Genomic DNA, 21835 nt, shown 5'->3' with positions numbered 1-21835 from the left:
AGCCATTGCTGCTGGCGCCGTCTATTCCGGGCTCATCTTTCCCCACCCGCTGCCGATACGCTGTTCGGCGGTACGCATCGCCACGCGCCATTTTCCACCCACTCCACTACAGGTCGTGTTGATGCTGCAGTACGGGCAAAAAAGCTTTCTGATCGTCGACGACTTCACCGACTTCCGTACGTCGACCCGTTCGATGCTCCGTGAGCTGGGCGTGCGTGATGTGGACACCGCCGACAGTGGAGAGCAGGCCCTGCGCATGTGTGCGCAGAAGCGCTACGACTTCATCCTCCAGGACTTTCACCTGGGCGATGGCAAGAAGAATGGCCAGCAGGTGCTCGAGGACCTGATCCTCGACAAGCTGGTCAGCCATGAGTGCGTGTTCATCATGGTCACTGCCGAGAGCAGCCAGTCCATCGTCCTCAGCGCCATCGAACACGAACCCGATGCCTACCTGACCAAGCCGTTCAACCGCGTCGGCCTGGCCCAGCGCCTGGAGAAGCTGGTGCAACGCAAGACCTTGCTCAAGCCCATCCTGCAGGCCCTGGACCGTGAGCGTCCGGCCGAGGTGCTGGCGGCCTGTGCCGAGCTGTGCCGGAAGGACCCGCGCTTCGCCCCGTTGTGCCTGCGCTACCGGGCTGACGCCTTGCGCAACCTCAATCGTTTCGACGAGCTGGAGAAGTTCCTCAAGGCCATTCTCGCCAGCCGGCCCCAGCCCTGGGCGTATTCGGCGCTGGGCAGCCTGCTGCACAAGCGTGGCCAGCATGCTCAGGCCCAGGGTGTGTACGAACAGGCGCTCAAGGCATTCCCGATCATGCCGGGGCTGTACGATGGCATGGCCGAAGTGCTGGTGGCCCAGGGCGAGACCCGGCGAGCCCAGCACATGCTCGAAGAGGCGGTACGCCTTTCGCCCCTGGCGGTGCGCCGCCAGGCGGCGCTGGGCAAGCTGGCGCTGGACAACCAGGACTTCGAGAGCGCCTCGAAGGCCTATCGCCACGCGGTGAACCAGGGCCAGAGCTCACGCTACAAGAACCCGGAAAGCAACCTGGGCCTGGTCCAGGCATTGATGAGCAAGAACATCGGCAATGGCCTGGATGCGCGAACCCGCGTCGAGATCAACACGGTGCTCAGCGAGGTGGCCAAGGAGCATGTCGAAGACCAGGGGTTGCAGGTCCGTGCGCGCTTGATGAAGGCCGCCAGCCTGCAGCAGGCTGGCGACCCGGAGACGGCCGCCAAGCTTACCGACCAGGCCATGCAGCGGCTGGAGAAGATGGACCAGTTCTTCTCCGTCGAGGCGGCGCTCACCGTGGCCAAGCAGTTGCAGGCGCTCGGCCAGCCGTCGGCGGGCACCACGATCCTCAAGGGCTGCGTGGAAACCTATGGCGACGATCCCAAGGTCATGCAGAGTGTCGCCAAGCTTACCAGCGACCCGGTGGTGCTCGGTGCCGTCACCGAGGCGGTCGACCTCAACCGCCAGGGCGTGCGCAGCTACCAGGCCGGTCAGCTCACCGAGGCCCTGGAGATGTTCCGCCGGGCATTGTCGTTGCAACCGAAGAACATCAGCATCGCTCTCAACACCACCCAGGCGCTGTTGCGCATTGCTGGCCAGAGCCCATCGCCTGCGATCATGCAGGAGTGCCGCGACTGCCTGCAGAGTGTCGCTGGGATTCCCGCTAGCGACAGCCGCTACGAGCGCTACCGCAAACTGCATATCCGGGTCTTCGGCGCATGAACCACAACGACCAGGGGCTGGATTTCTCCACGGTGATCGCCTCCACCGTGCACGACATGAAAAACTCGCTCTCGGCCCTGATCCAGGCCCACGACCAGTGGCTGGCGCGCCTGCCCGAGGCCCTGCGGGGGGGCAGCGAACAGGGGGTGATGGAGCACGAGTTCCGCCATTTGAACGGCATGCTGGTGCAACTGCTGGGCCTGTACAAGCTGGGGATCAACCAGTTGCCGATCTGCCCGGACTACCACGAGTTGGACGACTTCATCGAAGCCCAGCTCGCTGTCCACCAGGAGGTGCTCGAGCACCGCGATATCCTTGCCACCTGGCGTGTCGACAGCGATAACCCGCTGGGCTTCTTCGACCGTGAGCTGGTCGCCTCGGCGGTGTCCAACGTACTCACCAATGCCATCCGCTACGCCAGCCATGCCCTGTTGATCAGCATCGAGGAGGAGGGGGAGCAACTGGTGATCAGCATCAACGATGATGGCGCAGGCTACCCCGCGCGCATGCTCGAGCCTGAGCAGGAGCATGCCCTGGGTATCGACTCGCGCACAGGCAGCACCGGCCTGGGGCTGTACTTCGCCGCACGCATCGCCGCGCTGCATGAGCGCGACGGCATGCGGGGGCGGATCGAGATCGCCAACGGCGGGCCGCTTGGCGGTGGGTTGTTCAGGCTGTACCTGCCATAGCGTCCCGACGCGATAGCCTTCAGCCCATGCCCAGCGCGTTGGGCAGCACCAGCGAGATCCACGGCACATAGGTGACCAGGATCAGGAACAGCAGGAGCAGGAGCAGCCAGGGCGCCGCTGCGCGTACCGTCGCCGTCAGGGGCATGCCCGTCACCGCGGAGGTGACGAACAGGTTCAGCCCAACCGGTGGGGTAACCAGGCCGATCTCCAGGTTGACCACCATGATGATGCCCAGGTGGATCGGGTCGATGCCCAGTTGCATGGCGATCGGGAACAGGATCGGCGCCAGGATCAGGATGATCGCCGAGGGTTCCATGAAGGCCCCCGCCACCAATAGCACCAGGTTCACCACCAGCAGGAAGGTCACCGGCGTCAGGCCTGCATCGAGAACCCAGGCGGTGATCTGCTGGGGGAGCTGCTCGGTGGTCAGGACATGGGCGAAGAGCATGGCGTTGGCGATGATGAACATCAGCATGATGCTCAGCTTGGCGGACTCGAGCAGCACCTTCGGGGCTTCTCGCACGCTCATGTCACGGTAGACGAACAGAGCGATGAACGCCGAGTAGACCGCGGCCACCGCTGCCGCCTCGGTAGGGGTGAACATGCCGGTATAGATGCCGCCGAGGATGATCACCATCAGCAGCAACCCCCAGATCGCCTTGCGCGCCGTACTCAGCCATTCCCGCAGGGTAGCGCGCGGCAGGGCGGGGAGGTTTTTCTTCACGGCGATGATGTAGATGGCGATCATCAGGATCAGGCCGAGCATCAGGCCAGGCACCACCCCTGCCATGAACAGCTTTCCGACCGACGTCTCCGTGGCGGCGGCGTACACCACCATCACGATCGAGGGCGGGATCAGGATGCCGAGCGTACCGGCGTTACAGATGATGCCTGCGCCGAAGGCTTGTGGATAACCGGAGCGGACCATGCCCGCGATGGCGATCGAACCGACCGCCGCCACGGTGGCGGGGCTCGAGCCGGAGAGCGCGGCGAACAGCACGCAGGCCAGCACCGCGGCGATCGCCAGGCCGCCCCGTACATGGCCCACGCACGCGTTGGCGAAATCGATCAGGCGCCTGGCCACGCCACCGGTGGTCATGAAGGCACCCGCCAACAGGAAGAACGGGATTGCCAGCAGGGTATAGTGCTCCGAAGTCTCGAACAGCTTGATCGCCAGCGAGCGCACCGAGTCCTGGCTGTACAGCATGATAGTCAGCGAGCCCGCCAGGCCAAGCGAGATGGCGATGGGTACGCCAATGAACATGAGGGCAAACAGCGCGACGAACAGAAAGAGGATGGTCATGGCTTGTCGTCCTCGTGCTCGGTCAGCTTCACTGCCTCCGCTGCCTCGTCCGCCAGGCCCAGGCCGGTCTGGCGACCCTTGAAGATTCGCACCAGGATCTCAGCGAAACGGATGAACATCAGGGCGAACCCCACTGGCACGATCAGGCCGATGTGCCATTGCATGACACCGAAATGCCCCAGGTCCTCGGCGCCGATGCTGGCCTTGAGCAGGGTCTGGATCCACTCCAGGCTGGCGATGCTCAGCAAGGCGGCATAGGCCAGGCAGCACGTGCAGGCCAGCAGGCCGAGGTAGCGCTGGAGGGGTTTGCTGGCCAGCTTCACCAGTGCATCGACACCGATGTGGCCGGCGGTGCGCACGCCATAGGACAGCCCGAAGAAGATCAGCCAGGCGAACAGTGCCTTGGTCAGCGCATTGCTCCATGTCATGGCCTGGGCGGCATCCATGACATGGTCGCCTGCGGCATTGAACAGGTCGGCGCCGGCGCTCCAGTGCTCGGCAAGGCTGTAGAACACGGTGTAGAGGTTGTTGAGGATGACATAGACGAATGTCACCAAGGTCATGGCGGCCAGGAGAAAGACAATGAAGCCTTCCTCGAAATGCTCCCAGATACGTCTCAAGGCATTCATGGGGGGACTCTCCGGTGCGTGACGATGGCTGGCGGCCGGGTTCGGCACTGCCAGCCAACGGGTTCATTGCGCCTGATTGGCCGCTTGGGCCGCTTCGATCAGGTCGGCACCGATATCACCTTCGAATTTCTTCCAGACCGGCCTCATCGCCTGGCGCCACTCCTCGCGTTGCTCCGGCGTCAGGGTGATGATCTCGGTCGTCTTGGCGTCCAGGATGCGCTGCTTGTCGCCCTGGTTGAGCGCTTCGGCCTCTTTGTTCACCTGCGCGGTGACTTCGCTGATGATCTTCTCGAGCTCTGGTTTCACATCCGGCGGTAATCCATTCCAGAACTGCGTATTGGTGATCAGCATGTAGTCCAGTACGCCGTGGTTGGACTCGGTGATGTACTTCTGCACTTCGTGCATTTTCTGGCTGTAGATATTCGAGTACGGATTCTCCGCGCCATTGACCACGCCTGTCTGCAAGCCTTGGTAGACCTCGGCGAAGCTCATCTTGCGCGGGTTGGCGCGCACGGCCTTGAACTGTTCCTCGAGCACTGCGGAAGCCTGGACGCGGAATTTCAGGCCACGGGCATCCTTGGGTTCGTGCAGCGGCTTGTTGGCCGACAGTTGCTTCATGCCGTTATGCCAGTAGGCCAGGCCGGTGATGCCCTTCGACTCCATCGACTTGAGCAGGCCCTGGCCGGCAGGGCTCATCTGGAAGCGGTCGACGGCATTGATGTCGTCGAACAGGAAGGGCAGGTCGAAGAGCTGGACCTGCTTGGTGTACTGCTCGAACTTGGCCAGGGAGGGCGCGATGATCTGCACGTCGCCCAGCAGCAGTGCCTCCATCTCCTTGCCGTCGCCAAACAGCGAGGAGTTCGGGTAGACGTCGACCTTGACCTTGCCTGGCAGGCGTTCTTCTACCAACTTCTTGAACGCCAAGGCGCCTTGGCCCTTGGGGGTGGACTCGGCGACGACATGGGAAAACTTGATGGTGATCGGGTCGGCTGCCTGCGCCAGCGTGGCGCAGCAGAGCGTCAGGGCGCAGCACACAGCCTTGAGTGTGGGAGTGAACATCCAGGTACGTCCTCTTATTGTTGTAGTGGCGAGTTGACCATAAGAGTCTAGGCGTCATTTCCAGGGGTGTTTTGCCTGCGATCAACGATAGCGCCATTGCAGGCTGGCCAACCGAGGCGATCAAGGGTATTAACAGGGGTTGGTTCAACCCCACTGCGTGACTGACGAAGCTGACCATGCCTGCCAATGACACCCCACTGATCCGCGAAACCTTCCCCGTCGGTCCCCTGCAATGCAATTGCACCCTGATCGGCGACCCGCTCAGCAAGAAAGCCATCGTCGTCGACCCGGGCGGTGACCCGGAACAGATCCTCGCGCGCCTGCAGGCCCATGGCCTGACCCTGGTGAGCATCATCCACACCCATGCCCACTTCGATCACTTCCTCGCCTCGGGCAGGCTCAAGGAGCTGACCGGCGCGACCTTGCACCTGCACAAGGACGACCAGCCGCTGTGGGACAACCTGCAGATGCAGTGCCAGATGTTCGGCGTGCCCTATACCCCGGTGCCGCCGCCGGACCGCTGGCTGGACGATGACGAGGAGTTGGCCTGCGGCTGCGGCGTGGCCCTGCATACGCCTGGGCACACGCCGGGTTCGATGAGTTTCTGGTTCGCCGACGCCAAGTTGCTGATCGCCGGCGACACCCTGTTCCGCCGGGGCGTTGGCCGTACCGATTTGTGGGGTGGTGACCAGCGGGCTATCGTTCGCTCCATCAAGGAGCGGCTGTACCGCCTGGATGAAGAGGCGATCGTGGTGACCGGCCATGGCCCGGATACCCGCCTCGGCGAGGAAATGCGCGAAAATCCATTCGTACGGGCCTGAGGATCAGGGAATTTTTCCGTTAGACCATGATCCAAGGCTGGCACAGGTCCGCCCGCGATCCGCTGCACTTTCGAATTTCTGTAGGAGCTTGTCCATGTTCACCATGCGTCGTCTGATTATCGTCGCTACCGCTGCTGCCCTGATGACGGGTTGCGCCAACCAGAACCCCTACGACAACCAGGGGCAGGCGCAGGGTTCCACTGGGATGAGCAAGACCGCCAAGTACGGCGGCCTGGGCGCGCTGGCCGGCGCCATCGCCGGTGCCGCCATCGACCACAACAACCGTGGCAAGGGTGCCCTGATCGGTGCTGCCGCCGTGGGCGCCGCCGCTGCCGGCTACGGCTACTACGCCGACCGCCAGGAAGCGGCCCTGCGCGAGAGCATGGCCAACACCGGCGTCGAGGTGCAGCGCCAGGGTGACCAGATCAAGCTGATCATGCCGGGCAACATCACCTTCGCCACCGACTCGGCGAACATCGCCCCGAGCTTCTATGCACCGTTGAACAACCTGGCCAGCTCGTTCAAGCAGTTCAACCAGAACACCATCGAAGTGGTCGGTTTCACCGACAGCACCGGTAGCCGCCAGCACAACATGGACCTGTCCCAGCGCCGCGCGCAGGCGGTGAGCACCTACCTGACGTCCCAGGGCGTCGACCCGTCGCGCGTCTCGGTGCGCGGCATGGGCCCTGACCAGCCGATCGCCAGCAACGCCGATGCCAATGGCCGGGCGCAGAACCGCCGGGTCGAGGTCAACCTCAAGCCGATCCCGGGCCAGCAGTACGACCAGCAAGGGCAGGTTCAGCAGTATCCGTAAGGCGTCGATAGCAAAAGGGGGCCCTGCACTAATGCTGTTCACTTAAGCCATTGGGGCCGCCTTGCGGCCCTTCGCGGGCAAGCCCGCTCCCACAAGTACGCTGCAAACCTCAAGGAATGTACGCTCCTGTGGGAGCGGGCTTGCCCGCGAAGGGCTGCAAGGCAGCCCCAATCGATGTCACATCAGACTCAAGTGAACAGCATTAGCGCGTAGCGGCCCCTTTTTTCACCGCACCGTGCTGGCCTGTATCGCGGTCAGGGCGATGGTATGCACGATATCGTCCACCTGCGCCCCGCGCGGCAGGTCGTTCACCGGCTTGCGCAGCCCCTGGAGCATCGGCCCGAGGCTGACGCAGTCGGCGCTGCGCTGGACCGCCTTGTGGGTGGTGTTGCCGGTGTTCAGGTCGGGGAACACGAACACCGTCGCACGCCCGGCCACCTGGCTTGCCGGGGCCAACTGGCGGGCGATCTGCGGGTTGGCCGCGGCGTCGTACTGCAGCGGGCCGTCGATCAGCAGGTCGTGCTCGGCCTGCTGGGCCAGGCGGGTCGCCTCGCGGACCTTCTCCACTTCCTCGTCGCTGGCCGCCGAATCGCTGGAATAGCTGAGCATCGCCACCCGCGGGGCGATGCCGAAGGCGGCGGCCGACTCGGCGCTCTGCCGGGCGATCTCGGCCAGCTCCGCGGCGCTGGGGTGCGGGTTCATCACGCAGTCTCCATACACCAGCACCTGCTCGGGGAACAGCATGAAGAACACTGACGACACCAGGCTGCAGCCCGGTGCGGTCTTGATCAGTTGCAGGGCCGGGCGAATGGTATTGGCGGTGGAATGCACCAGGCCCGAGACGAGGCCATCGACTTCATCCAGGGCCAGCATCATGGTGCCGATCACCACCGGGTCCTCGAGCTGCTGCTCGGCCATGGGGGCGTTGAGGTTCTTGCTCTTGCGCAGGTCGACCATGGGCTCGACGTAGCGTCCACGGATCAGCTCGGGGTCGAGCACCTCCAGGTCGGCCGGCAGGGTGATGCCCTGGGCACGGGCCACCGCCTCGACGTCCTCGGGCTTGGCCAGCAGCACGCAGCGGGCGATGCCGCGGGCCTGGCAGATCGCCGCGGCCTGCACCAGCAGCGGCTCGGCGCCTTCGGGCAGGACGATGCGCTTGTTGGCCTGTTGCGCGCGCTGGATCAATTGATAACGGAACACCGCCGGTGACAGGCGCAGTTCGCGTGGCGTGCCGCAGCGCTGGTGCAGCCAGGCGGCATCGAGATGGCTGGCGACGAAGTCGGTGATGAACTCGGCGCGCTCGCGGTCGTCCACCGGGATCTCGCGGTTGAGTGAATTGAGCTGGTTGGCGGTGTCATAGGAGCCGGTGCTCACCGAGAGGATCGGCAGGCCGGCCTGCAGGGCGCCTCGGCACAGCTCGAGGATGCGCGGGTCAGGCTTGCTGTCGCTGGTCAACAGCAGGCCGGCCAGGGGCACGCCGTTGATCGCCGCCAGGCTCACGGCAAGGATGATGTCGTCGCGATCGCCCGGGGTCACCACCAGGGTGCCGGCCTTGAGCAGCGGCACGGTGTTGGCCACGGTCCGGGCGCAGATGATGATGGTGTTCATGCGCCGCTGCTCGTAGTCACCGGCATTGAGCACCTGGGCACCGAGCAGTTCGGCCACGTCACGGGTACGCGGGGCGTTCAGGTCGGCCTGGTAGGGGATGCAGCCGAGCAGGCGGAAGTCGTCGCCGCGCAGCAGCGGCGAGTGCTCGCGCAGGCGGGTGGCGAAGTCGGCCATGCTCTCGTCGGTGCGGACCTTGTTGAGGATCACCCCCAGCACCTTCGGGTCGCGCGGGCCACCGAACAGCTGGGCCTGCAGCTCGACACGCCCGGACAGCTCGCTGAGCACCTCGTTTTCCGGGGCCGAGACCAGGATCACCTCGGCGTCCAGGCTCTTGGCCAAGTGCAGGTTGACCCGTGCCGCGTAGCTGGCGTGGCGAGTCGGGACCATGCCCTCGACCACCACCACGTCGTTGCCGACGCAGGCTTGCTGGTACAGCCGGATGATTTCCTCGAGCAACTCGTCCAGCTGGCCGTCGCCGAGCATGCGCTCGACGTAGGCCAGGCTCAGCGGCGTGGGCGGCTTGAGGCCGTGGGTGCGGGCCACCAGCTCGGTGGAGCGCTCCGGGCCGGTGTCGCCGGGGTGGGGTTGAGCGATCGGCTTGAAGAAGCCGACCTTCAGGCCCCCGCGTTCAAGGGTGCGTACCAGGCCCAGGCTGATGGAAGTCAGGCCGACGCCAAAATCGGTCGGCGCGATGAAAAATGTCTGCATGCGTGCTTCTCGGAATAAGCGGTGCAAGGAATCAACGGCCAAGGGTATCGCTATCGGCCCCCTGAGCGCACCAGCCGCAGGCGAACGCCTGGCCGATGCGCCGCTCGCGTTCGCGTCGATCGAGCACCCACGGGCGTGCCTGCCACGGTGGCTGGTGGCGCAGGTGCTGGGTATGGCCGCAGGACAGATCGACCACCCAGTGGCCGTCCTCGTCCTGGTGGAACCCGATGATCCGACTGATGGGGCGCTGCTCGTCCGTCGCGCGTTCGCATTCAGGCGGTGCCTTGGTTACACTTGTTCGCTCTACATTCTTTTGCAAAAGGTCTTGCCCCATGCTGATCGCCGCCAACAAGGCTGTCTCCATCGACTATACCCTGACCAACGACGCCGGGGAGGTCATCGACAGCTCCGCCGGCGGTGCGCCGCTGGTGTACCTGCACGGTGCCGCCAACATCATCCCGGGCCTGGAGAAAGCCCTGGAAGGCAAGCAGGCTGGCGATGAGCTGAACGTCACCGTCGAGCCCGAGCAAGCCTACGGCGAGTACCTGGCCGAACTGGTCAGCACCCTGAACCGCAGCCTGTTCGAAGGCGTCGACCAACTGGAAGTGGGCATGCAGTTCCACGCCTCGGCGCCGGACGGCCAGATGCAGATCGTCACCATCCGCGACATCGACGGCGACGACATCACCGTTGACGGCAACCACCCGCTGGCCGGCCAGCGCCTGAACTTCAAGGTCAAGGTGGTCGATGTGCGTGATGCCAGCGACGAAGAGATCGCCCACCGCCACATCCACGGCGAAGGTGGCCATCACCACTGATCTTTCTGCGCTAAGCTCAGGAAGTCGCCAGGCGCTCGGGCAAGCCGGACTCCCCTCGACGAGGGTGAACGGTTTGGCCGCGCGCCTTTTTAGTGGGCGGGATTCGCCCCTGCGGCAACCAGGAACCTGAGAGGGGAGTTCATCATGAGTGCATTTCACGACCTGACACTGCAGGCGCTCAACGGCGGGGAACTGCCCCTGGCTCCGTTCAAGGACCAGGTGGTGCTGGTGGTCAATGTCGCCTCCAGGTGTGGCCTGACCCCACAGTACAAGGCCCTGGAGAACCTGTACCAGAAATTCAAGGACAGGGGGTTCAACGTTCTTGGCCTGCCGTGCAACCAGTTTGCCGGCCAGGAGCCGGGCAGCGAGAAGGAGATCCAGGAATTCTGCAGCCTGAACTACGGTGTGAGCTTCCCCCTGGGCGCCAAGCTGGAGGTCAACGGCCCGCAGCGTCACTCGCTGTACCGCCTGCTGGCGGGCGAGGGGGCGGAGTTTCCTGGCGACATCACCTGGAACTTCGAGAAGTTTCTGGTCGGCAAGGATGGCCGCGTCCTGGCCCGCTTCGCACCGCGCACCGCACCAGACGATCCGAGCGTGGTGCAGGCGATCGAGAAGGCGCTGGGTTGATTCCCACAGGGACCGGGGCGATCACACATGATGTGGCTTGCAGGCGCCTTGGGCTTGCACCGGGCCATTGAGGTTGGGGCTGCTTGCAGCCCCAGGTTCCCAGCCCATACCTGCCAATCACCCGAATCAATGATGCTGGGCCTGCCACTCCCCTCGCCCTAAGCTCAGGCGCATTTCTTCATCCCTGGGAGCGCCGCATGTCCACCCACCCCCTGTTCCAGCCCTTCACCCTCGGCACCCTCGAATTGTCGACCCGTGTGGTCATGGCCCCGATGACCCGCACCTTCTGCCCCGGCGGCGTGCCCCACGAGGGCGTGGTGGAGTACTACCGACGCCGCGCCGCGGCCGGTGTCGGGCTGATCATCAGCGAAGGCACCACGGTCGCGCACAAGGCCGCCAACGGCTATGCCAACGTCCCGCGCTTTCATGGCGAAGACGCCCTGGCCGGCTGGAAGAAGGTCGTCGACGCGGTGCATGCCGAGGGTGGGCGCATCGTCCCGCAGCTCTGGCACGTCGGCAGCGTACGCCGCCTGGGCACCGAGCCGGACAGCAACGTGCCGGGCTACGGGCCGAGCGGCAAGGTCAAGGATGGCAAGGTCCTGGTCCAGCAGATGAGCCATGAGGATATCCGCGAGGTGATCGCCGCCTTCGCCCAGGCCGCCCGCGATGCCCAGGCCATCGGCATGGACGGCGTGGAGATCCACGGCGCCCATGGCTACCTGATCGACCAGTTCTTCTGGGCGGCGAGCAACCAGCGCAGTGACGAATACGGTGGCGACCTGGCGGGTCGTTCGCGTTTCGCCATCGAGCTGATCCAGGCCGTGCGTGCGGCAGTGGGCTCGGATTTCCCGATCATCTTCCGCTTCTCCCAGTGGAAACAGCAGGACTACAGTGCCCGCCTGGTCGAGACGCCCGAGGCGCTGGTGGCGTTCCTCGCGCCCCTGGCCGAGGCCGGGGTGGATATCTTCCACTGCTCCACCCGACGCTTCTGGGAGCCCGAATTCCCAGGGGCGGCGCTGAACCTGGCCGGCTGGACCCGCCAACTCACCGGCAAGCCCACGATCACGGTCGGCAGCGTCGGCCTGGAGGGCGAGTTCCTGCAGTTCATGGTGGACACCGACAAGGTGGCCAAGCCCGCCAGCCTGGAGGGGTTGCTGCGTCGGTTGCAGGACCAGGAGTTCGACCTGGTGGCTGTGGGCCGCGCGTTGCTGGTCGACCCGCAGTGGGCGCAGAAGGTCCGCGACGGCCGTGAGCAGGAGGTGCTGCCGTTCAGCCGCGAGGCGCTGTCGAGCCTGGCTTGATCGCCAGAGGCGTGGCCGTGGCCTGGCGCTCCGGGGTGCTCGCCTGCCGGCAGGCGCTGTACAGGTGCCCCTCGAACTGTTCGACGATCGCCGACCAGCCCTGACGGCTGGCATGCTGGCGGGCATTGAGGCGGACCCGGCGCAAGGTTTCGCTTTCTTCCAGCAGCCAGCACGCGGCATCGATGAACGCCGCTTGGTCGCCAGGCATGGCCAGGGCCCCGCTGTGGCCGTGGCGGATATGCTGGGCGGCCGCGGCCTCGTCGTAGGCGACGACGGCCAAGCCCGAGGCCAGCGCTTCGAGGACCACGTTGCCGAAGGTCTCGGTCAGGCTGGGGAACAGAAACAGGTCGCCGCTGGCGTAGTGTTCGGCCAACACTTCGCCGCGTTGCGCACCGCAGAAGACGGCATCGGGCAACTGCTGTTCGAGCAGCTCGCGCTGCGGCCCGTCACCCACGATGACCAGGCGCATGCGCCGTTGTGGATAAGCCTTGCACAAGGCCTCCAGGCAAGGGCGCAACAGGTTGAGATTCTTTTCCGCGGCCAGGCGGCCGACATGCAGCACGGCAATGTCGTCCGGGCCCAGGCCCCAGCTATCACGCAGTGCCTGGCTGCGTTTGGCCGGATTGAACAGGCAGGCATCGACGCCACGGGCCATCAGGGCCAGGCGCTCGAAACCGCGCCGCTCCAGCTCCAGCCGCTGGCTGGCGCTGGGCACCAGGGTGGTCGCGGTACGCCGGTGGAACCAGCGCAGGTAATGGGTGAGCAGGCGGGTCAACAGACCCAGGCCGTATTGCCCGGAATACTGCGGGAAGTTGGTATGGAAGCCACTGACCACCGCGATGCCCAGGCGCCGTGCGGCGCGCAGGGCGCTGAGGCCCAGCGGCCCCTCCGTGGCGATGTACAGGACGTCTGGCCGCTGCCGGCGCCAGCGTCGCAGCAGGGTATGCATGGAGATCTCGCCCCATTGCAGGCCCGGGTAACCGGGCAGTGCCCAGCCTCGGCAGAGCAGCAGGTCGTCGTCGCCGTGGGCGGCAGCGTCGCTCGCCTGGCGTGGGCGCACCAGTGCCACCTGATGCCCGCGCTGGCGCAAGCCCTCGCTCAATCGGCCAAGGGTGTTGGCCACGCCGTTGATCTCGGGTGGGAAGGTCTCGCTGACGAGGGTGATGCGCAGGGCCGGTGTATTCATGGCGAAAAGTGTCCGCCTACAGGGTTGCGGCCCTGTGACGGTCTTGTGATGGACAGGTTACAGGGGCCTGCAAAGCCACATCATCTGTGATCGACTCGGCGCCCTGTGGGAACTGGCTTGGCGGCGATGGGCTGCACAGCAGCCCAGGATTTCAACGACGCTCACGCACCCAGAACAGCGTGGCCCCGGCCACCGCCGCCGGCATCATCAGCACGTTCACCAGCGGGATCATCAGCGCCAGGTAGGTGATCCCGCCAAACCCCAGCGACTGCCAGCGTTTTTCGCGCAGCCAGGCGAGCATGTCCTGCCAGCTCATCTTGTTGTTGTCCGCCGGGTAGTCGATGTACTGGATAGCCATCATCCAGATACCGAAAATCAGCCACAGGGGCGCCGCGATCACGTTGACCACCGGAATCAGCGACAGGATGAACAGGCCGATGGCCCGTGGCAGGAAATAGCCGAGCTTGCGCATCTCGCGGCCGAAGGTGCGCGGCACCATGGCCGCCAGTTCGCCCCAGCTGAAGGCCGGGAAGTTGTCTTCGCCGCGCACCACCACCTCGACCTTCTCGGCGAGGAAGCCGTTGAAGGGGGCGGCGATCACGTTCGCCACCAGGGTGAAGGTGAAGAACACCATCAGGATCACCAGGACGACGAACAGCGGCCAGAGGATGTAGCTGAGAAAGCCCAGCCAGTCCGGCAGGCTCGGCATCAGTGCGTCGACCCACAGGCTGAACTGGTGCGCGGCGAAGTAGATCAGGCCGCCGAACAGCAGCAGGTTGACCGCCAGGGGCAGCAGGACGAACAGCCGCAGGTTCGGGCTCATGACCAGTTTCAGCCCTTCGCGCAGGTACTGGGGGCCAGAGAGGACGGGGGCTTGCATCGAGACGCTCCGGATAAAGGGAAAACGCGCTGACCTTACCGAGTTTGCCGCGCCGACGAAAGGTGTCAGGGCATGGGGAAACGGGCTGTAACAAAGCACAGCGGTCGGTTTCCATCGGTTTTGTCTGTAGATAGAGGTTGTCTATAAGGTGGATTGTCGAAGGATATTTCCTTAATCTCTGCCACCTCGCTAAAGTGCGCTCAACTTTAGGTTTCCGGGCCTGCGCGTAGTAGCCTTCCCCAAGTGCTGCGCGGGCCCCTTTTAATTCCAGCTGGTGCCACCGGCACATCGATGCCGGCCTCGTGCGTCCCGCTCCACAGGAGTTCGACATGTCTGAAGTACGTCATTCGCGCGTCATCATCCTCGGTTCCGGCCCTGCCGGTTACAGCGCTGCGGTCTATGCGGCCCGTGCCAACCTCAAGCCGTTGCTGATCACCGGCATGCAGGCCGGCGGCCAGTTGACCACCACCACCGAAGTCGACAACTGGCCGGGCGACCCCCATGGCCTGACCGGCCCGGCCCTGATGCAGCGCATGCAGGAACACGCCGAGCGTTTCGAGACCGAGATCGTCTTCGACCACATCAATGCCGTTGACCTGGCCAGCAAGCCGTTCACCCTGCAGGGCGACAGCGGCACCTACACCTGCGATGCACTGATCGTCGCCACCGGTGCCAGCGCTCGCTACCTGGGCCTGCCTTCGGAAGAAGCGTTCATGGGCAAGGGCGTTTCGGCCTGCGCTACCTGCGACGGTTTCTTCTATCGCAACAAGCCGGTGGCCGTGGTCGGTGGTGGCAACACTGCCGTGGAAGAGGCCCTGTACCTGGCCAACATCGCCAGCAAGGTGACCCTGGTGCACCGTCGCGATACCTTCCGCGCCGAGAAGATCCTGGTCGACAAGCTGCACGCCCGCGTGGCCGAAGGCAAGATCGAGCTCAAGCTCAACGCCACCCTGGACGAAGTGCTGGGTGATGACATGGGCGTGACCGGTGCGCGCCTGAAGAACAACGACGGCAGCAGCGACGAGATCAAGGTCGACGGCGTGTTCATCGCCATTGGCCATACCCCGAACACCTCGCTGTTCGAAGGTCAGCTGACCCTCAAGGACGGCTACCTGGTGGTCAACGGCGGCCGTGAGGGCAATGCCACCGCCACCAACGTCGAGGGTGTGTTCGCCGCGGGCGACGTGGCCGACCACGTCTATCGCCAGGCGATCACCTCCGCTGGCGCCGGCTGCATGGCCGCGTTGGACGTCGAGCGTTACCTGGACGGTCTGGCGAACGCTTCGTTCTGAGTGCCAGCCCCTTCAAGGGGGCTGGAGCCAGGCACCTGATAGGGCTGTTTTGCAGCCCTATCACGACACAAGGCCGCTCCTGCGGATACCGCGCCGCTCTGCAATCGAGCGCCGTATCCGTGGGAGCGGCCTTGTGTCGTGATGAAGGCGCGCAGGTCAGCTCACAGGCTCAGGCGCATGGACAGGTCCACCGCCTTCACATCCTTGGTCATCGCGCCAATGGAGATGTAGTCCACCCCCGTCTCGGCAATCACCCGCAGGGTGCTTTCGTTCACACCGCCACTGGCCTCCAGCTTGGCCTTGCCAGCGGTGATGCGCACGGCTTCGCGCATTTCGTCGAGGGTCAGCTCGTCGAGCATGACGATATCGGCCCCGCCCGCCAGTGCCTGGCGCAGCTCGTCCAGGCTCTCGACTTCGATCTCCACCGGCTTGCCCGGGGCGATGCGGTGCGCCGCAGTGATCGCCTCGGCGATGCCGCCGCTGGCGGCAATATGGTTTTCCTTGATCAGGAAGGCGTCGTACAGCCCGATGCGGTGATTGTGGCAGCCGCCGCAAGTGACCGCGTACTTCTGCGCCAGGCGCAGGCCGGGCAGGGTCTTGCGGGTGTCGAGCAGGCGCACCTGGGTGCCTTCCACCAGGTCGGCGAGCAGGCGAGCGCGGGTCGCCACGCCCGAGAGCATCTGCAGGAAGTTCAGCGCCGTGCGCTCGCCGCTGAGCAGCGAGCGAGCCGGGCCTTCGAGGTGGAACAGCGCCTGGTTGGCGCTGGCCCGCTCGCCATCGGCCACCTGCCAGTGCACTGCCACCCGAGGGTCGAGCTGGCGGAACACCGCATCGACCCAGGCGGTACCGGCGATCATGCAGTCCTCGCGGGTGATGATGGTCGCCTTGGCCAGGCGCTCGGCCGGGATCAGCTGGGCGGTGATGTCGCCGCTGCCGATGTCTTCCAGCAGTGCGCGGCGCACGTTGGCTTCGATTTCGGCGGTCAGGTCGGCGAGGCGTAGGTTCGGCATGGTCGGCTCCACAAGCTAGGTGCCGGCGATTATAGGGCAGGGGGGGCTGCTGTACAGCAGCCTGGGCCGTGACCTTTGGTCAGGATGAATGAGCGTTTGCCGGAATTCATGGTCAGTGTGGGGCGTGCGAACTGCGCGCTGGAAGCTGTCGGATTTTTTTCTGATAATGGCGCCTTGTATTTGGCGTCATGGCTTTGACGGTTACCTGTCCCATTGAACAGAATCATCCAGCAAGGAGTCCGGGATGCATGAAGACGGCAAGGTGGTGCCCTTGGCGGCCGCCATCGACCGGGCGGCGCATACGCCCTTGCCTTGCCTTCCGGTGCTGCTCCTGCAGGTGCGCGACCAGGCGGCGTTGCAACTGCGCCGGGGGCTGCAGGTGCTGTTCGACAACGCCGACGACACCCTCTTCGAAATGGCCGACAAGGCCGGCGAGCGCTTCGAGCAGAACCTGTACTTCGAAGCCATGCGCGACGTAAGGCTCAAGCGCAAGAGCATCGAGCGGGGTTTTCTCGACAGTTTCTACGACACCTTCTCGCGCCTTGGCCAGGCGGATGCCCGGCAGTGCCTGACGGCGGCCGACGCGTCGCAGGGCAGGGTACAATTGGAGCGCGCCGCGGTCGTCGAAGCGATGGTCGCCCGGGTGCTGTCCCGTGAGGGGGGTGCGCTCGAGCAGTTGGGGCTGCGTTTCCAGGCACTGCTCGGCCAGGCGTTGGAGGCGCGCTGCAACCCCCTGGGGCCGGACAGCCTGTGCGGCTATTTCCTGGCGGCCGGGCGAAACCTGGGAGTAGGCCCGCGGGTCAAGCTGATCTTGCTCAGGCTGTTCGAGCGCTATGTCCTGCGCGATGTCGACCTGCTCTACGAACAGGCCAACCAACTGCTTGCCGCCGCCGACGTGCTGCCTGCACTCAAGCCGCCACCGCGCCGCCGTGCCGATGACCACCGCCCGGCGCCCCGCCGTGGGCTGGCTAGCCTACCCAGCGCTGAAGAGGTGGAATTGGACAACGCGGGCCAGGCCTTTTTCGATTCGCTGCAGGACCTGCTGGCGCCCACCCGCGGGCGTGTCGCCCCGCGCCTGCAGCGCGTTGCCACGGCGCAACCGATCAGCACCGCCGACCTGCTACGCCTGCTCTCGCACCTGCAGCACTACGTGCCGGCGACTACCGAGGACGATGACTTCGACCTCGGCCAGCAGTTGGAGCAGTTGCTCCTGCGTGTCAGCGTGCGCAGCGGTACCCGTCGCTGCATCGCCACTGCGGACGAAGATACGATCAACCTGGTGGGCCTGCTGTTCGACTTCATCCAGGCCGACGCCAACCTGCCGCCGAGCGTGCGCGCCCTGCTCGCGCGGCTGCATATCCCCCTGCTCAAGGTGGCCCTGCTCGACAAAGGGCTGTTCAGCCGTGCCAGCCATCCGGCCCGGCGGCTGCTCAACGAGATCGCGATGCTCGCGATCGGCGGGGAGGACAATGGCGAAGGCCTGCGCGACAGCCTGCACCTGCGCGTGGAGCGTATCGTCCAGCGCCTGCTCAACGACTTTGTCGACGATCTGGCGTTGTTCGCCGAGCTGCTCGAGGACTTCCTCGCCTTCAGCCATGAGGAACGGCGCCGCAACGAGTTGCTCGAACAACGTACCCGCGATGCCGAGGAGGGCCGTGCCCGCACGCTGCTGGCGCGCCAGCAGGTGCAGCAGGCGCTCAACCAGCGCCTGCACGGCAAGTACTTGCCGCAGGTGGTGGTGCAGATGCTGGTGCAGGGCTGGAGCCAGGTCCTGTTGCTGGCCTGGCTCAAGCAGGGCGAGGCGTCCGCGGCCTGGCGCGCAGGGCTGGCGACCATGGATGCGTTGCTGGCGAGCATTGCCCCGCACCGGGAGGCCCAGGCGCGTGAGCGGCTGTTGCAGCAGGTGCCCGGCCTGCTCAAGGCGTTGCGTGATGGGTTGGCCGGTGTGGTGCTGGACTCGGCGGCGACCCGCGAATTCTTCCTGCAACTGGAGCAGTTGCACCTACGGGCCCTGGCCGGGCCAGACGTGTCGCCAGCGGGGGAGGGGCTGTCTGTGCCGCAGGTGCTGGTGGCCGAGGAAATCGTCCTGGCCATCGCCGAAGAGTCGGCTTGCGGCCCCTTGTTGCAGCCGGACGAGCAAGGGCCCGAGTGGCGGCAGGTGCAGCGCCTGCGCATCGGTACCTGGGTCGAGGTGCTCGACGAGCAGCCGCCGCTACGTTGCAAACTGGTGGCGCGGATCGACAGCAGCGAGCGTTTCGTCTTCGCCAACCGTACCGGCATGAAGGTGCGCGAGTGGAATCGTGCTGGCCTGGCCTTGGCCCTACGCAGGGGGGAGGTACGGGTGCTGGACGATGGGCTGTTGTTCGAGCGTGCCCTGGAGGCGGTGCTCGACAGGCTGCGTTGCCAGCAGGCGTTGTGAGAGGGGCCGCTGCGCGCCCATCGCCGGCAAGCCCACACAGGGGCCCTGCAAACCGCATCGGGGCCCCTGTGGGAGCGGGCTTGCCCGCGAATGGGCTGCAAAGCGGCCCCCGAACGATCATTTACATGCAACCACGCCAGCCTCCGGGCATACTGGCAGCCCATCCCTGGCGACTTTCAGGATCTGCTCCATGCAATTGGACCGTGCGACAGGCTGGTTTTCCGGCGTCACCCACTGCCCTTCGCCAAACTTCAACGCCCGCCCCGAAGGCGAAGCCATTTCCCTGCTGGTCATCCACAACATCAGCCTGCCGCCGGCCTGCTTCGGCACCGGCAAGGTCCAGCAGTTCTTCCAGAACCGCCTCGATCCGGCCGAGCATCCCTATTTCGAAGGCATCCGCCACCTGACGGTGTCGGCGCACCTGTTCGTCGAACGTGACGGCGCGGTGACCCAGTTCGTGTCGCTGCTGGACCGGGCCTGGCATGCGGGCGTTTCATGCTTCGACGGGCGAGAAGGGTGCAACGACTTTTCCATCGGCATCGAGCTGGAAGGCACCGACGAGCTGCCCTATACCGATGCCCAGTACGCCGCCCTGGAGCAGTTGACCCGGGAGATCCGCCGTGCCTGGCCGGTCATCGGCCTGGGCCGCATCTGTGGCCATAGCGATATCGCCCCGCAGCGCAAGACCGATCCGGGCCCGGCTTTCGACTGGCGCCGCTACCGTGCAGCGCTGCAAGACAACGAGGACAAGGCATGAGTTTTCTGGTGTTGGTGCTGATTCTCTGGGTCGAGAAGTTCTCCGCCCTGCGTCAGCGTTTGCAGCGCGATGGTTTCTTTCTCGGCGAACTGGTGCGCCTGGAGCGCAGCGGCAAGGTGCATCCCTGGTGGACCCTGGCCATCCTGGTCCTGGCACCGGTGGCGCTCCTGGTGTTGCTGCTGCATGTCCTGGAACCGGTGGCCTATGGCCTGCTGGCGTTGCCGGTGCACCTGCTGGTGCTGATCTACAGCCTCGGCCGTGGTGACGCCAAGGCGGCCCTCGGGCCGTTCCGCGATGCCTGGCGACGCGGCGACGAACAGGCCGCGCTGCATGTGGCCGAGCGTGACCTGGGCCTGGGCGCCGACGATCCCCAGTGCTTGATGACGCGGGTCCAGGGCTACCTGCTGTGGCAGGCGTACCAGAGCTTCTTCGCCGTGATCTTCTGGTATTTCCTGCTGGGGCCCGGTGCGGCCCTGGCCTATCGCCTGCTGGCCCTCACGGCCGGCAACAGCCGCCAGCCGGCGCTCAAGGAGCGGGCCGAGCAACTGCGCCATGCCATGGACTGGCTGCCGGTGCGGGTATTGGCGCTGAGTTTCGCCCTGGTCGGCAACTTCGTCGCGGTGATGCGCCTGATGCTGCACGAACTGCTCAATTGGCACATCAGCGCCGGCCACCTGGTGGCCCGGGTAGGGCGGGTGGCGGACGACATCCCCGACGAGGAAGACAGCCAGCGTGGCCTGGGGCGGCTCGACAGCCTCTGGGAACTGCTGCTGCGTTGCGCGGTGCTGTGGTACGCCTGCTTTGCGTTGTGGACGGTGCTGGTCTGAGCGGCGTGCCAGGCCGCTTAACCTTAAGTTACAAACCTTGGGTTCGATCTGCGTTATACAAGGTGGCAGGCCCTTGATGGCTTAGTGCTACCCCGTATAACAACAAGAATCCAAGGAGGTGACCCGTGAAGCATCTGCTCCATCCGGCCATCGCACTGATGAACCGGCTGAGCTTCGGCCTGAAGTTCAGCCTGATCAGCGCCCTGTTCTTCCTGCCCATGCTGGTCACCAGCTTCTACCTGGTCCGCGACGCCTACGACCAGTTCCATGTCACCCGCACAGAACTTCAGGGGCTCGCGCCCCTAGCCAGCGTCCTGACCCTGCGTGGTGACCTGGAGGCCCTGGGCAACCTCTTGCAGATCAATGCGGTGCTCGGCCAGTCGGGCCAGGCCGGCGATGTGGAGGGGCGCATAGCCGCACTCCAGGACAAAGTCGCCGCCGAGCTACAGGACTTGTCGGTGAGCGACCCGCAGCTCGAGGCCAGGCGCGGGGAGCTGGAGGCGCTCTTCGCCCGTGCGCGCAACGAGTCCTCCCTGCAGAACAAGGCGGCCTGGTTCGACAAGCTATTGGTCCAGGCCCAGGTCCTGGCCAAGCAGGTGGCCAGCCAGTCTGGCCTGAGCCAGGACAGCCAGGCCTCGGTGCGCCAGTTGAGCGAGCTGCTCGGTAGCGCCACCGCCCAGGTCACCCAGACCCTGGGCGAGGGCCGGGCGATAGGGGCCATGGCCTTGGGCCGTGGCTTCATCGACTCCTCCGGCAGTGCCCGCTTCGAAGACCTGCTGCAACGCCTGGAGCGCCTTGCGGCCGATTACGCCGTGCGCCTGGAGGATGCCCTGGCCAGCGACGAGCGGGTCAGGGCCGAGCTGGCCGGGCAGGCACAAGCCAGCCAGGCCTCGGTGAAGCAGGCCGCCACGATGTTCGAGGATCAGGTGGTGGTCGCCGAGACCCTGGATGCGCCCTGGCTGGGCTTCTACCAGCAGGCCAGCGAGCTGATGGGCCAGACCTACCGCCTCAATGACGCCATCCTTGTCCACTTGCAGGTGCAACTGCAGGACCGCCTGGGCGAGCATCGCCTGCGCATGGGCGCCCTGGTCGCCGCGTTGGCCACGGTGCTGGTCCTGATCACCTACCTCTATGGCGGCTTCTACGTGTCCATCCGCCAAACCCTCGGCCGCCTGGGCACGGCCATGGACAAGCTCGCCGCCGGCGACATGACCGTGAGCCTCCAGGCCAACAGCCGCGACGAGTTGGGTGAGCTGGGCCAGGGGTTCAACGAGACCGTGCGGCGTATCCGCGAGCTGATCGGCCAGGTCGGTCGGACCGTGTCGCTGGTCGAGGAGCAGGCTGGCCAGGTGCTGGTG

The 21835-nt window shown here is 65.4% G+C and carries 19 protein-coding genes and 1 pseudogene; 12 read left to right on the top strand and 8 right to left on the bottom strand.

The genetic code is table 11. The features are described 5' to 3' along the window. The first annotated feature begins 121 nt into the window (after positions 1-121). Together ABFA30_RS19490 and ABFA30_RS19485 are read left to right on the top strand one after the other, a co-directional pair. Positions 122-1729, top strand: coding sequence for a tetratricopeptide repeat-containing response regulator (locus ABFA30_RS19490; RefSeq protein ID WP_225788540.1), 1608 nt, complete (start codon positions 122-124; stop codon positions 1727-1729). Beyond that, positions 1726-2418 carry a sensor histidine kinase gene (locus ABFA30_RS19485; protein ID WP_225788541.1) on the top strand — a complete coding sequence of 231 codons (693 nt, stop codon included), beginning with the start codon at positions 1726-1728 and terminating at the stop codon, positions 2416-2418. Before ABFA30_RS19490 ends, ABFA30_RS19485 begins: the two co-directional genes overlap by 4 nt. Positions 2419-2437: 19 nt before the next feature. Here the strand turns inward: ABFA30_RS19485 and dctM are convergent, their stop codons facing one another. The 3 genes from dctM to dctP all read right to left on the bottom strand — a co-directional run bounded on the left by dctM (position 2438) and on the right by dctP (position 5409). Continuing rightward, complete coding sequence (dctM, locus tag ABFA30_RS19480; RefSeq protein ID WP_225788542.1) at positions 2438-3721, bottom strand: C4-dicarboxylate TRAP transporter large permease protein DctM; 1284 nt, start codon at positions 3719-3721, stop codon at positions 2438-2440. Then, positions 3718-4350 carry a TRAP transporter small permease gene (locus ABFA30_RS19475; RefSeq protein WP_225788543.1) on the bottom strand — a complete coding sequence of 211 codons (633 nt, stop codon included), beginning with the start codon at positions 4348-4350 and terminating at the stop codon, positions 3718-3720. Before ABFA30_RS19475 ends, dctM begins: the two co-directional genes overlap by 4 nt. A 63-nt stretch (positions 4351-4413) precedes the next feature. Further along, a complete protein-coding gene (gene dctP / locus ABFA30_RS19470) occupies positions 4414-5409 on the bottom strand; it encodes a C4-dicarboxylate TRAP substrate-binding protein DctP (RefSeq protein ID WP_225788544.1) in 996 nt (331 codons plus the stop codon). A 176-nt stretch (positions 5410-5585) separates the two neighbouring features. Between dctP and ABFA30_RS19465 the strand changes: the two genes are divergently transcribed. Together ABFA30_RS19465 and ABFA30_RS19460 are read left to right on the top strand one after the other, a co-directional pair. Beyond that, positions 5586-6230, top strand: coding sequence for an MBL fold metallo-hydrolase (locus tag ABFA30_RS19465; RefSeq protein WP_253081755.1), 645 nt, complete (start codon positions 5586-5588; stop codon positions 6228-6230). Between the two features lie 94 nt (positions 6231-6324). After that, a complete protein-coding gene (locus ABFA30_RS19460) occupies positions 6325-7044 on the top strand; it encodes an OmpA family protein (protein ID WP_225788546.1) in 720 nt (239 codons plus the stop codon). 225 nt (positions 7045-7269) lie between these two features. Here ABFA30_RS19460 and pta read toward each other — a convergent pair whose 3' ends face one another. Together pta and ABFA30_RS19450 are read right to left on the bottom strand one after the other, a co-directional pair. Further along, entirely contained in the window at positions 7270-9360 is a 2091-nt protein-coding gene (gene pta, locus ABFA30_RS19455) for a phosphate acetyltransferase (protein WP_225788547.1), read from the bottom strand. Between the two features lie 31 nt (positions 9361-9391). Beyond that, complete coding sequence (locus ABFA30_RS19450; RefSeq protein WP_225788662.1) at positions 9392-9694, bottom strand: DUF3565 domain-containing protein; 303 nt, start codon at positions 9692-9694, stop codon at positions 9392-9394. Here ABFA30_RS19450 and ABFA30_RS19445 point away from each other — a divergent pair. The 3 genes from ABFA30_RS19445 to ABFA30_RS19435 all read left to right on the top strand — a co-directional run bounded on the left by ABFA30_RS19445 (position 9693) and on the right by ABFA30_RS19435 (position 12106). Next, a complete protein-coding gene (locus tag ABFA30_RS19445) occupies positions 9693-10178 on the top strand; it encodes a peptidylprolyl isomerase (RefSeq protein ID WP_225788548.1) in 486 nt (161 codons plus the stop codon). The genes ABFA30_RS19450 and ABFA30_RS19445 overlap by 2 nt on opposite strands. 144 nt (positions 10179-10322) lie before the next feature. Next, on the top strand, positions 10323-10805 hold the full coding sequence (locus ABFA30_RS19440; RefSeq protein WP_225788549.1) for a glutathione peroxidase: 483 nt from the start codon (positions 10323-10325) through the stop codon (positions 10803-10805). Between the two features lie 197 nt (positions 10806-11002). Next, complete coding sequence (locus ABFA30_RS19435; protein ID WP_410045809.1) at positions 11003-12106, top strand: NADH:flavin oxidoreductase; 1104 nt, start codon at positions 11003-11005, stop codon at positions 12104-12106. Here the strand turns inward: ABFA30_RS19435 and ABFA30_RS19430 are convergent. Both ABFA30_RS19430 and cysZ read right to left on the bottom strand, forming a co-directional pair. After that, positions 12075-13292 (bottom strand): glycosyltransferase family 4 protein, encoded by a 1218-nt coding sequence (locus tag ABFA30_RS19430; protein ID WP_253167672.1) that lies wholly within the window; start codon positions 13290-13292, stop codon positions 12075-12077. The two genes, ABFA30_RS19435 and ABFA30_RS19430, sit on opposite strands and share 32 nt — an antisense overlap. 151 nt (positions 13293-13443) lie before the next feature. Next, positions 13444-14172 (bottom strand): sulfate transporter CysZ, encoded by a 729-nt coding sequence (gene cysZ / locus ABFA30_RS19425; RefSeq protein ID WP_225788552.1) that lies wholly within the window; start codon positions 14170-14172, stop codon positions 13444-13446. Positions 14173-14501: 329 nt separating this feature from the next. Here cysZ and trxB point away from each other — a divergent pair, with 329 nt between their 5' ends. Further along, on the top strand, positions 14502-15464 hold the full coding sequence (gene trxB, locus ABFA30_RS19420; RefSeq protein WP_225788553.1) for a thioredoxin-disulfide reductase: 963 nt from the start codon (positions 14502-14504) through the stop codon (positions 15462-15464). A 161-nt stretch (positions 15465-15625) separates the two neighbouring features. Here the strand turns inward: trxB and nadC are convergent, their stop codons facing one another. Beyond that, positions 15626-16474 carry a carboxylating nicotinate-nucleotide diphosphorylase gene (nadC, locus tag ABFA30_RS19415; protein ID WP_225788554.1) on the bottom strand — a complete coding sequence of 283 codons (849 nt, stop codon included), beginning with the start codon at positions 16472-16474 and terminating at the stop codon, positions 15626-15628. Positions 16475-16718: 244 nt separating this feature from the next. On the opposite strand from nadC, the gene ABFA30_RS19410 reads away from it, so the two are divergent. The 4 genes and pseudogenes from ABFA30_RS19410 to ABFA30_RS19395 all read left to right on the top strand — a co-directional run. After that, the gene (locus ABFA30_RS19410) at positions 16719-18893 is read left to right on the top strand and encodes a DUF1631 domain-containing protein (RefSeq protein ID WP_410045808.1); all 2175 of its coding nucleotides are present in this window, start codon (positions 16719-16721) and stop codon (positions 18891-18893) included. A 190-nt stretch (positions 18894-19083) separates the two neighbouring features. Continuing rightward, positions 19084-19650, top strand: coding sequence for a 1,6-anhydro-N-acetylmuramyl-L-alanine amidase AmpD (ampD, locus tag ABFA30_RS19405; protein ID WP_225788556.1), 567 nt, complete (start codon positions 19084-19086; stop codon positions 19648-19650). Beyond that, positions 19647-20477, top strand: coding sequence for a regulatory signaling modulator protein AmpE (gene ampE / locus ABFA30_RS19400; protein WP_225788557.1), 831 nt, complete (start codon positions 19647-19649; stop codon positions 20475-20477). The genes ampD and ampE overlap by 4 nt, the downstream gene beginning before the upstream one ends. Positions 20478-20635: 158 nt before the next feature. Continuing rightward, a pseudogene (locus ABFA30_RS19395) lies at positions 20636-21760 on the top strand (HAMP domain-containing protein); the annotation flags it as partial. Between the last annotated feature and the right edge of the window lie 75 nt (positions 21761-21835).

Source organism: Pseudomonas sp. HLMP, assembly GCF_046365545.1.
Taxonomy (GTDB): domain Bacteria; phylum Pseudomonadota; class Gammaproteobacteria; order Pseudomonadales; family Pseudomonadaceae; genus Aquipseudomonas; species Aquipseudomonas guariconensis_B.
This window is presented reverse-complemented; position numbering and strand designations above follow the sequence as displayed.

Coding starts and splice junctions, on each gene's coding strand:
- ampD (WP_225788556.1), top strand. CDS start 19,084: ATGCAATTGGACCGTGCGACAGGCTGGTTTTCCGGCGTCACCCACTGC.
- ampE (WP_225788557.1), top strand. CDS start 19,647: ATGAGTTTTCTGGTGTTGGTGCTGATTCTCTGGGTCGAGAAGTTCTCC.
- dctP (WP_225788544.1), bottom strand. CDS start 5,409: ATGTTCACTCCCACACTCAAGGCTGTGTGCTGCGCCCTGACGCTCTGC.
- ABFA30_RS19430 (WP_253167672.1), bottom strand. CDS start 13,292: ATGAATACACCGGCCCTGCGCATCACCCTCGTCAGCGAGACCTTCCCA.
- ABFA30_RS19490 (WP_225788540.1), top strand. CDS start 122: ATGCTGCAGTACGGGCAAAAAAGCTTTCTGATCGTCGACGACTTCACC.
- ABFA30_RS19485 (WP_225788541.1), top strand. CDS start 1,726: ATGAACCACAACGACCAGGGGCTGGATTTCTCCACGGTGATCGCCTCC.
- ABFA30_RS19460 (WP_225788546.1), top strand. CDS start 6,325: ATGTTCACCATGCGTCGTCTGATTATCGTCGCTACCGCTGCTGCCCTG.
- ABFA30_RS19445 (WP_225788548.1), top strand. CDS start 9,693: ATGCTGATCGCCGCCAACAAGGCTGTCTCCATCGACTATACCCTGACC.
- ABFA30_RS19440 (WP_225788549.1), top strand. CDS start 10,323: ATGAGTGCATTTCACGACCTGACACTGCAGGCGCTCAACGGCGGGGAA.
- ABFA30_RS19450 (WP_225788662.1), bottom strand. CDS start 9,694: ATGGGGCAAGACCTTTTGCAAAAGAATGTAGAGCGAACAAGTGTAACC.
- nadC (WP_225788554.1), bottom strand. CDS start 16,474: ATGCCGAACCTACGCCTCGCCGACCTGACCGCCGAAATCGAAGCCAAC.
- ABFA30_RS19435 (WP_410045809.1), top strand. CDS start 11,003: ATGTCCACCCACCCCCTGTTCCAGCCCTTCACCCTCGGCACCCTCGAA.
- ABFA30_RS19475 (WP_225788543.1), bottom strand. CDS start 4,350: ATGAATGCCTTGAGACGTATCTGGGAGCATTTCGAGGAAGGCTTCATT.
- pta (WP_225788547.1), bottom strand. CDS start 9,360: ATGCAGACATTTTTCATCGCGCCGACCGATTTTGGCGTCGGCCTGACT.
- ABFA30_RS19410 (WP_410045808.1), top strand. CDS start 16,719: ATGCATGAAGACGGCAAGGTGGTGCCCTTGGCGGCCGCCATCGACCGG.
- trxB (WP_225788553.1), top strand. CDS start 14,502: ATGTCTGAAGTACGTCATTCGCGCGTCATCATCCTCGGTTCCGGCCCT.
- ABFA30_RS19465 (WP_253081755.1), top strand. CDS start 5,586: ATGCCTGCCAATGACACCCCACTGATCCGCGAAACCTTCCCCGTCGGT.
- dctM (WP_225788542.1), bottom strand. CDS start 3,721: ATGACCATCCTCTTTCTGTTCGTCGCGCTGTTTGCCCTCATGTTCATT.
- cysZ (WP_225788552.1), bottom strand. CDS start 14,172: ATGCAAGCCCCCGTCCTCTCTGGCCCCCAGTACCTGCGCGAAGGGCTG.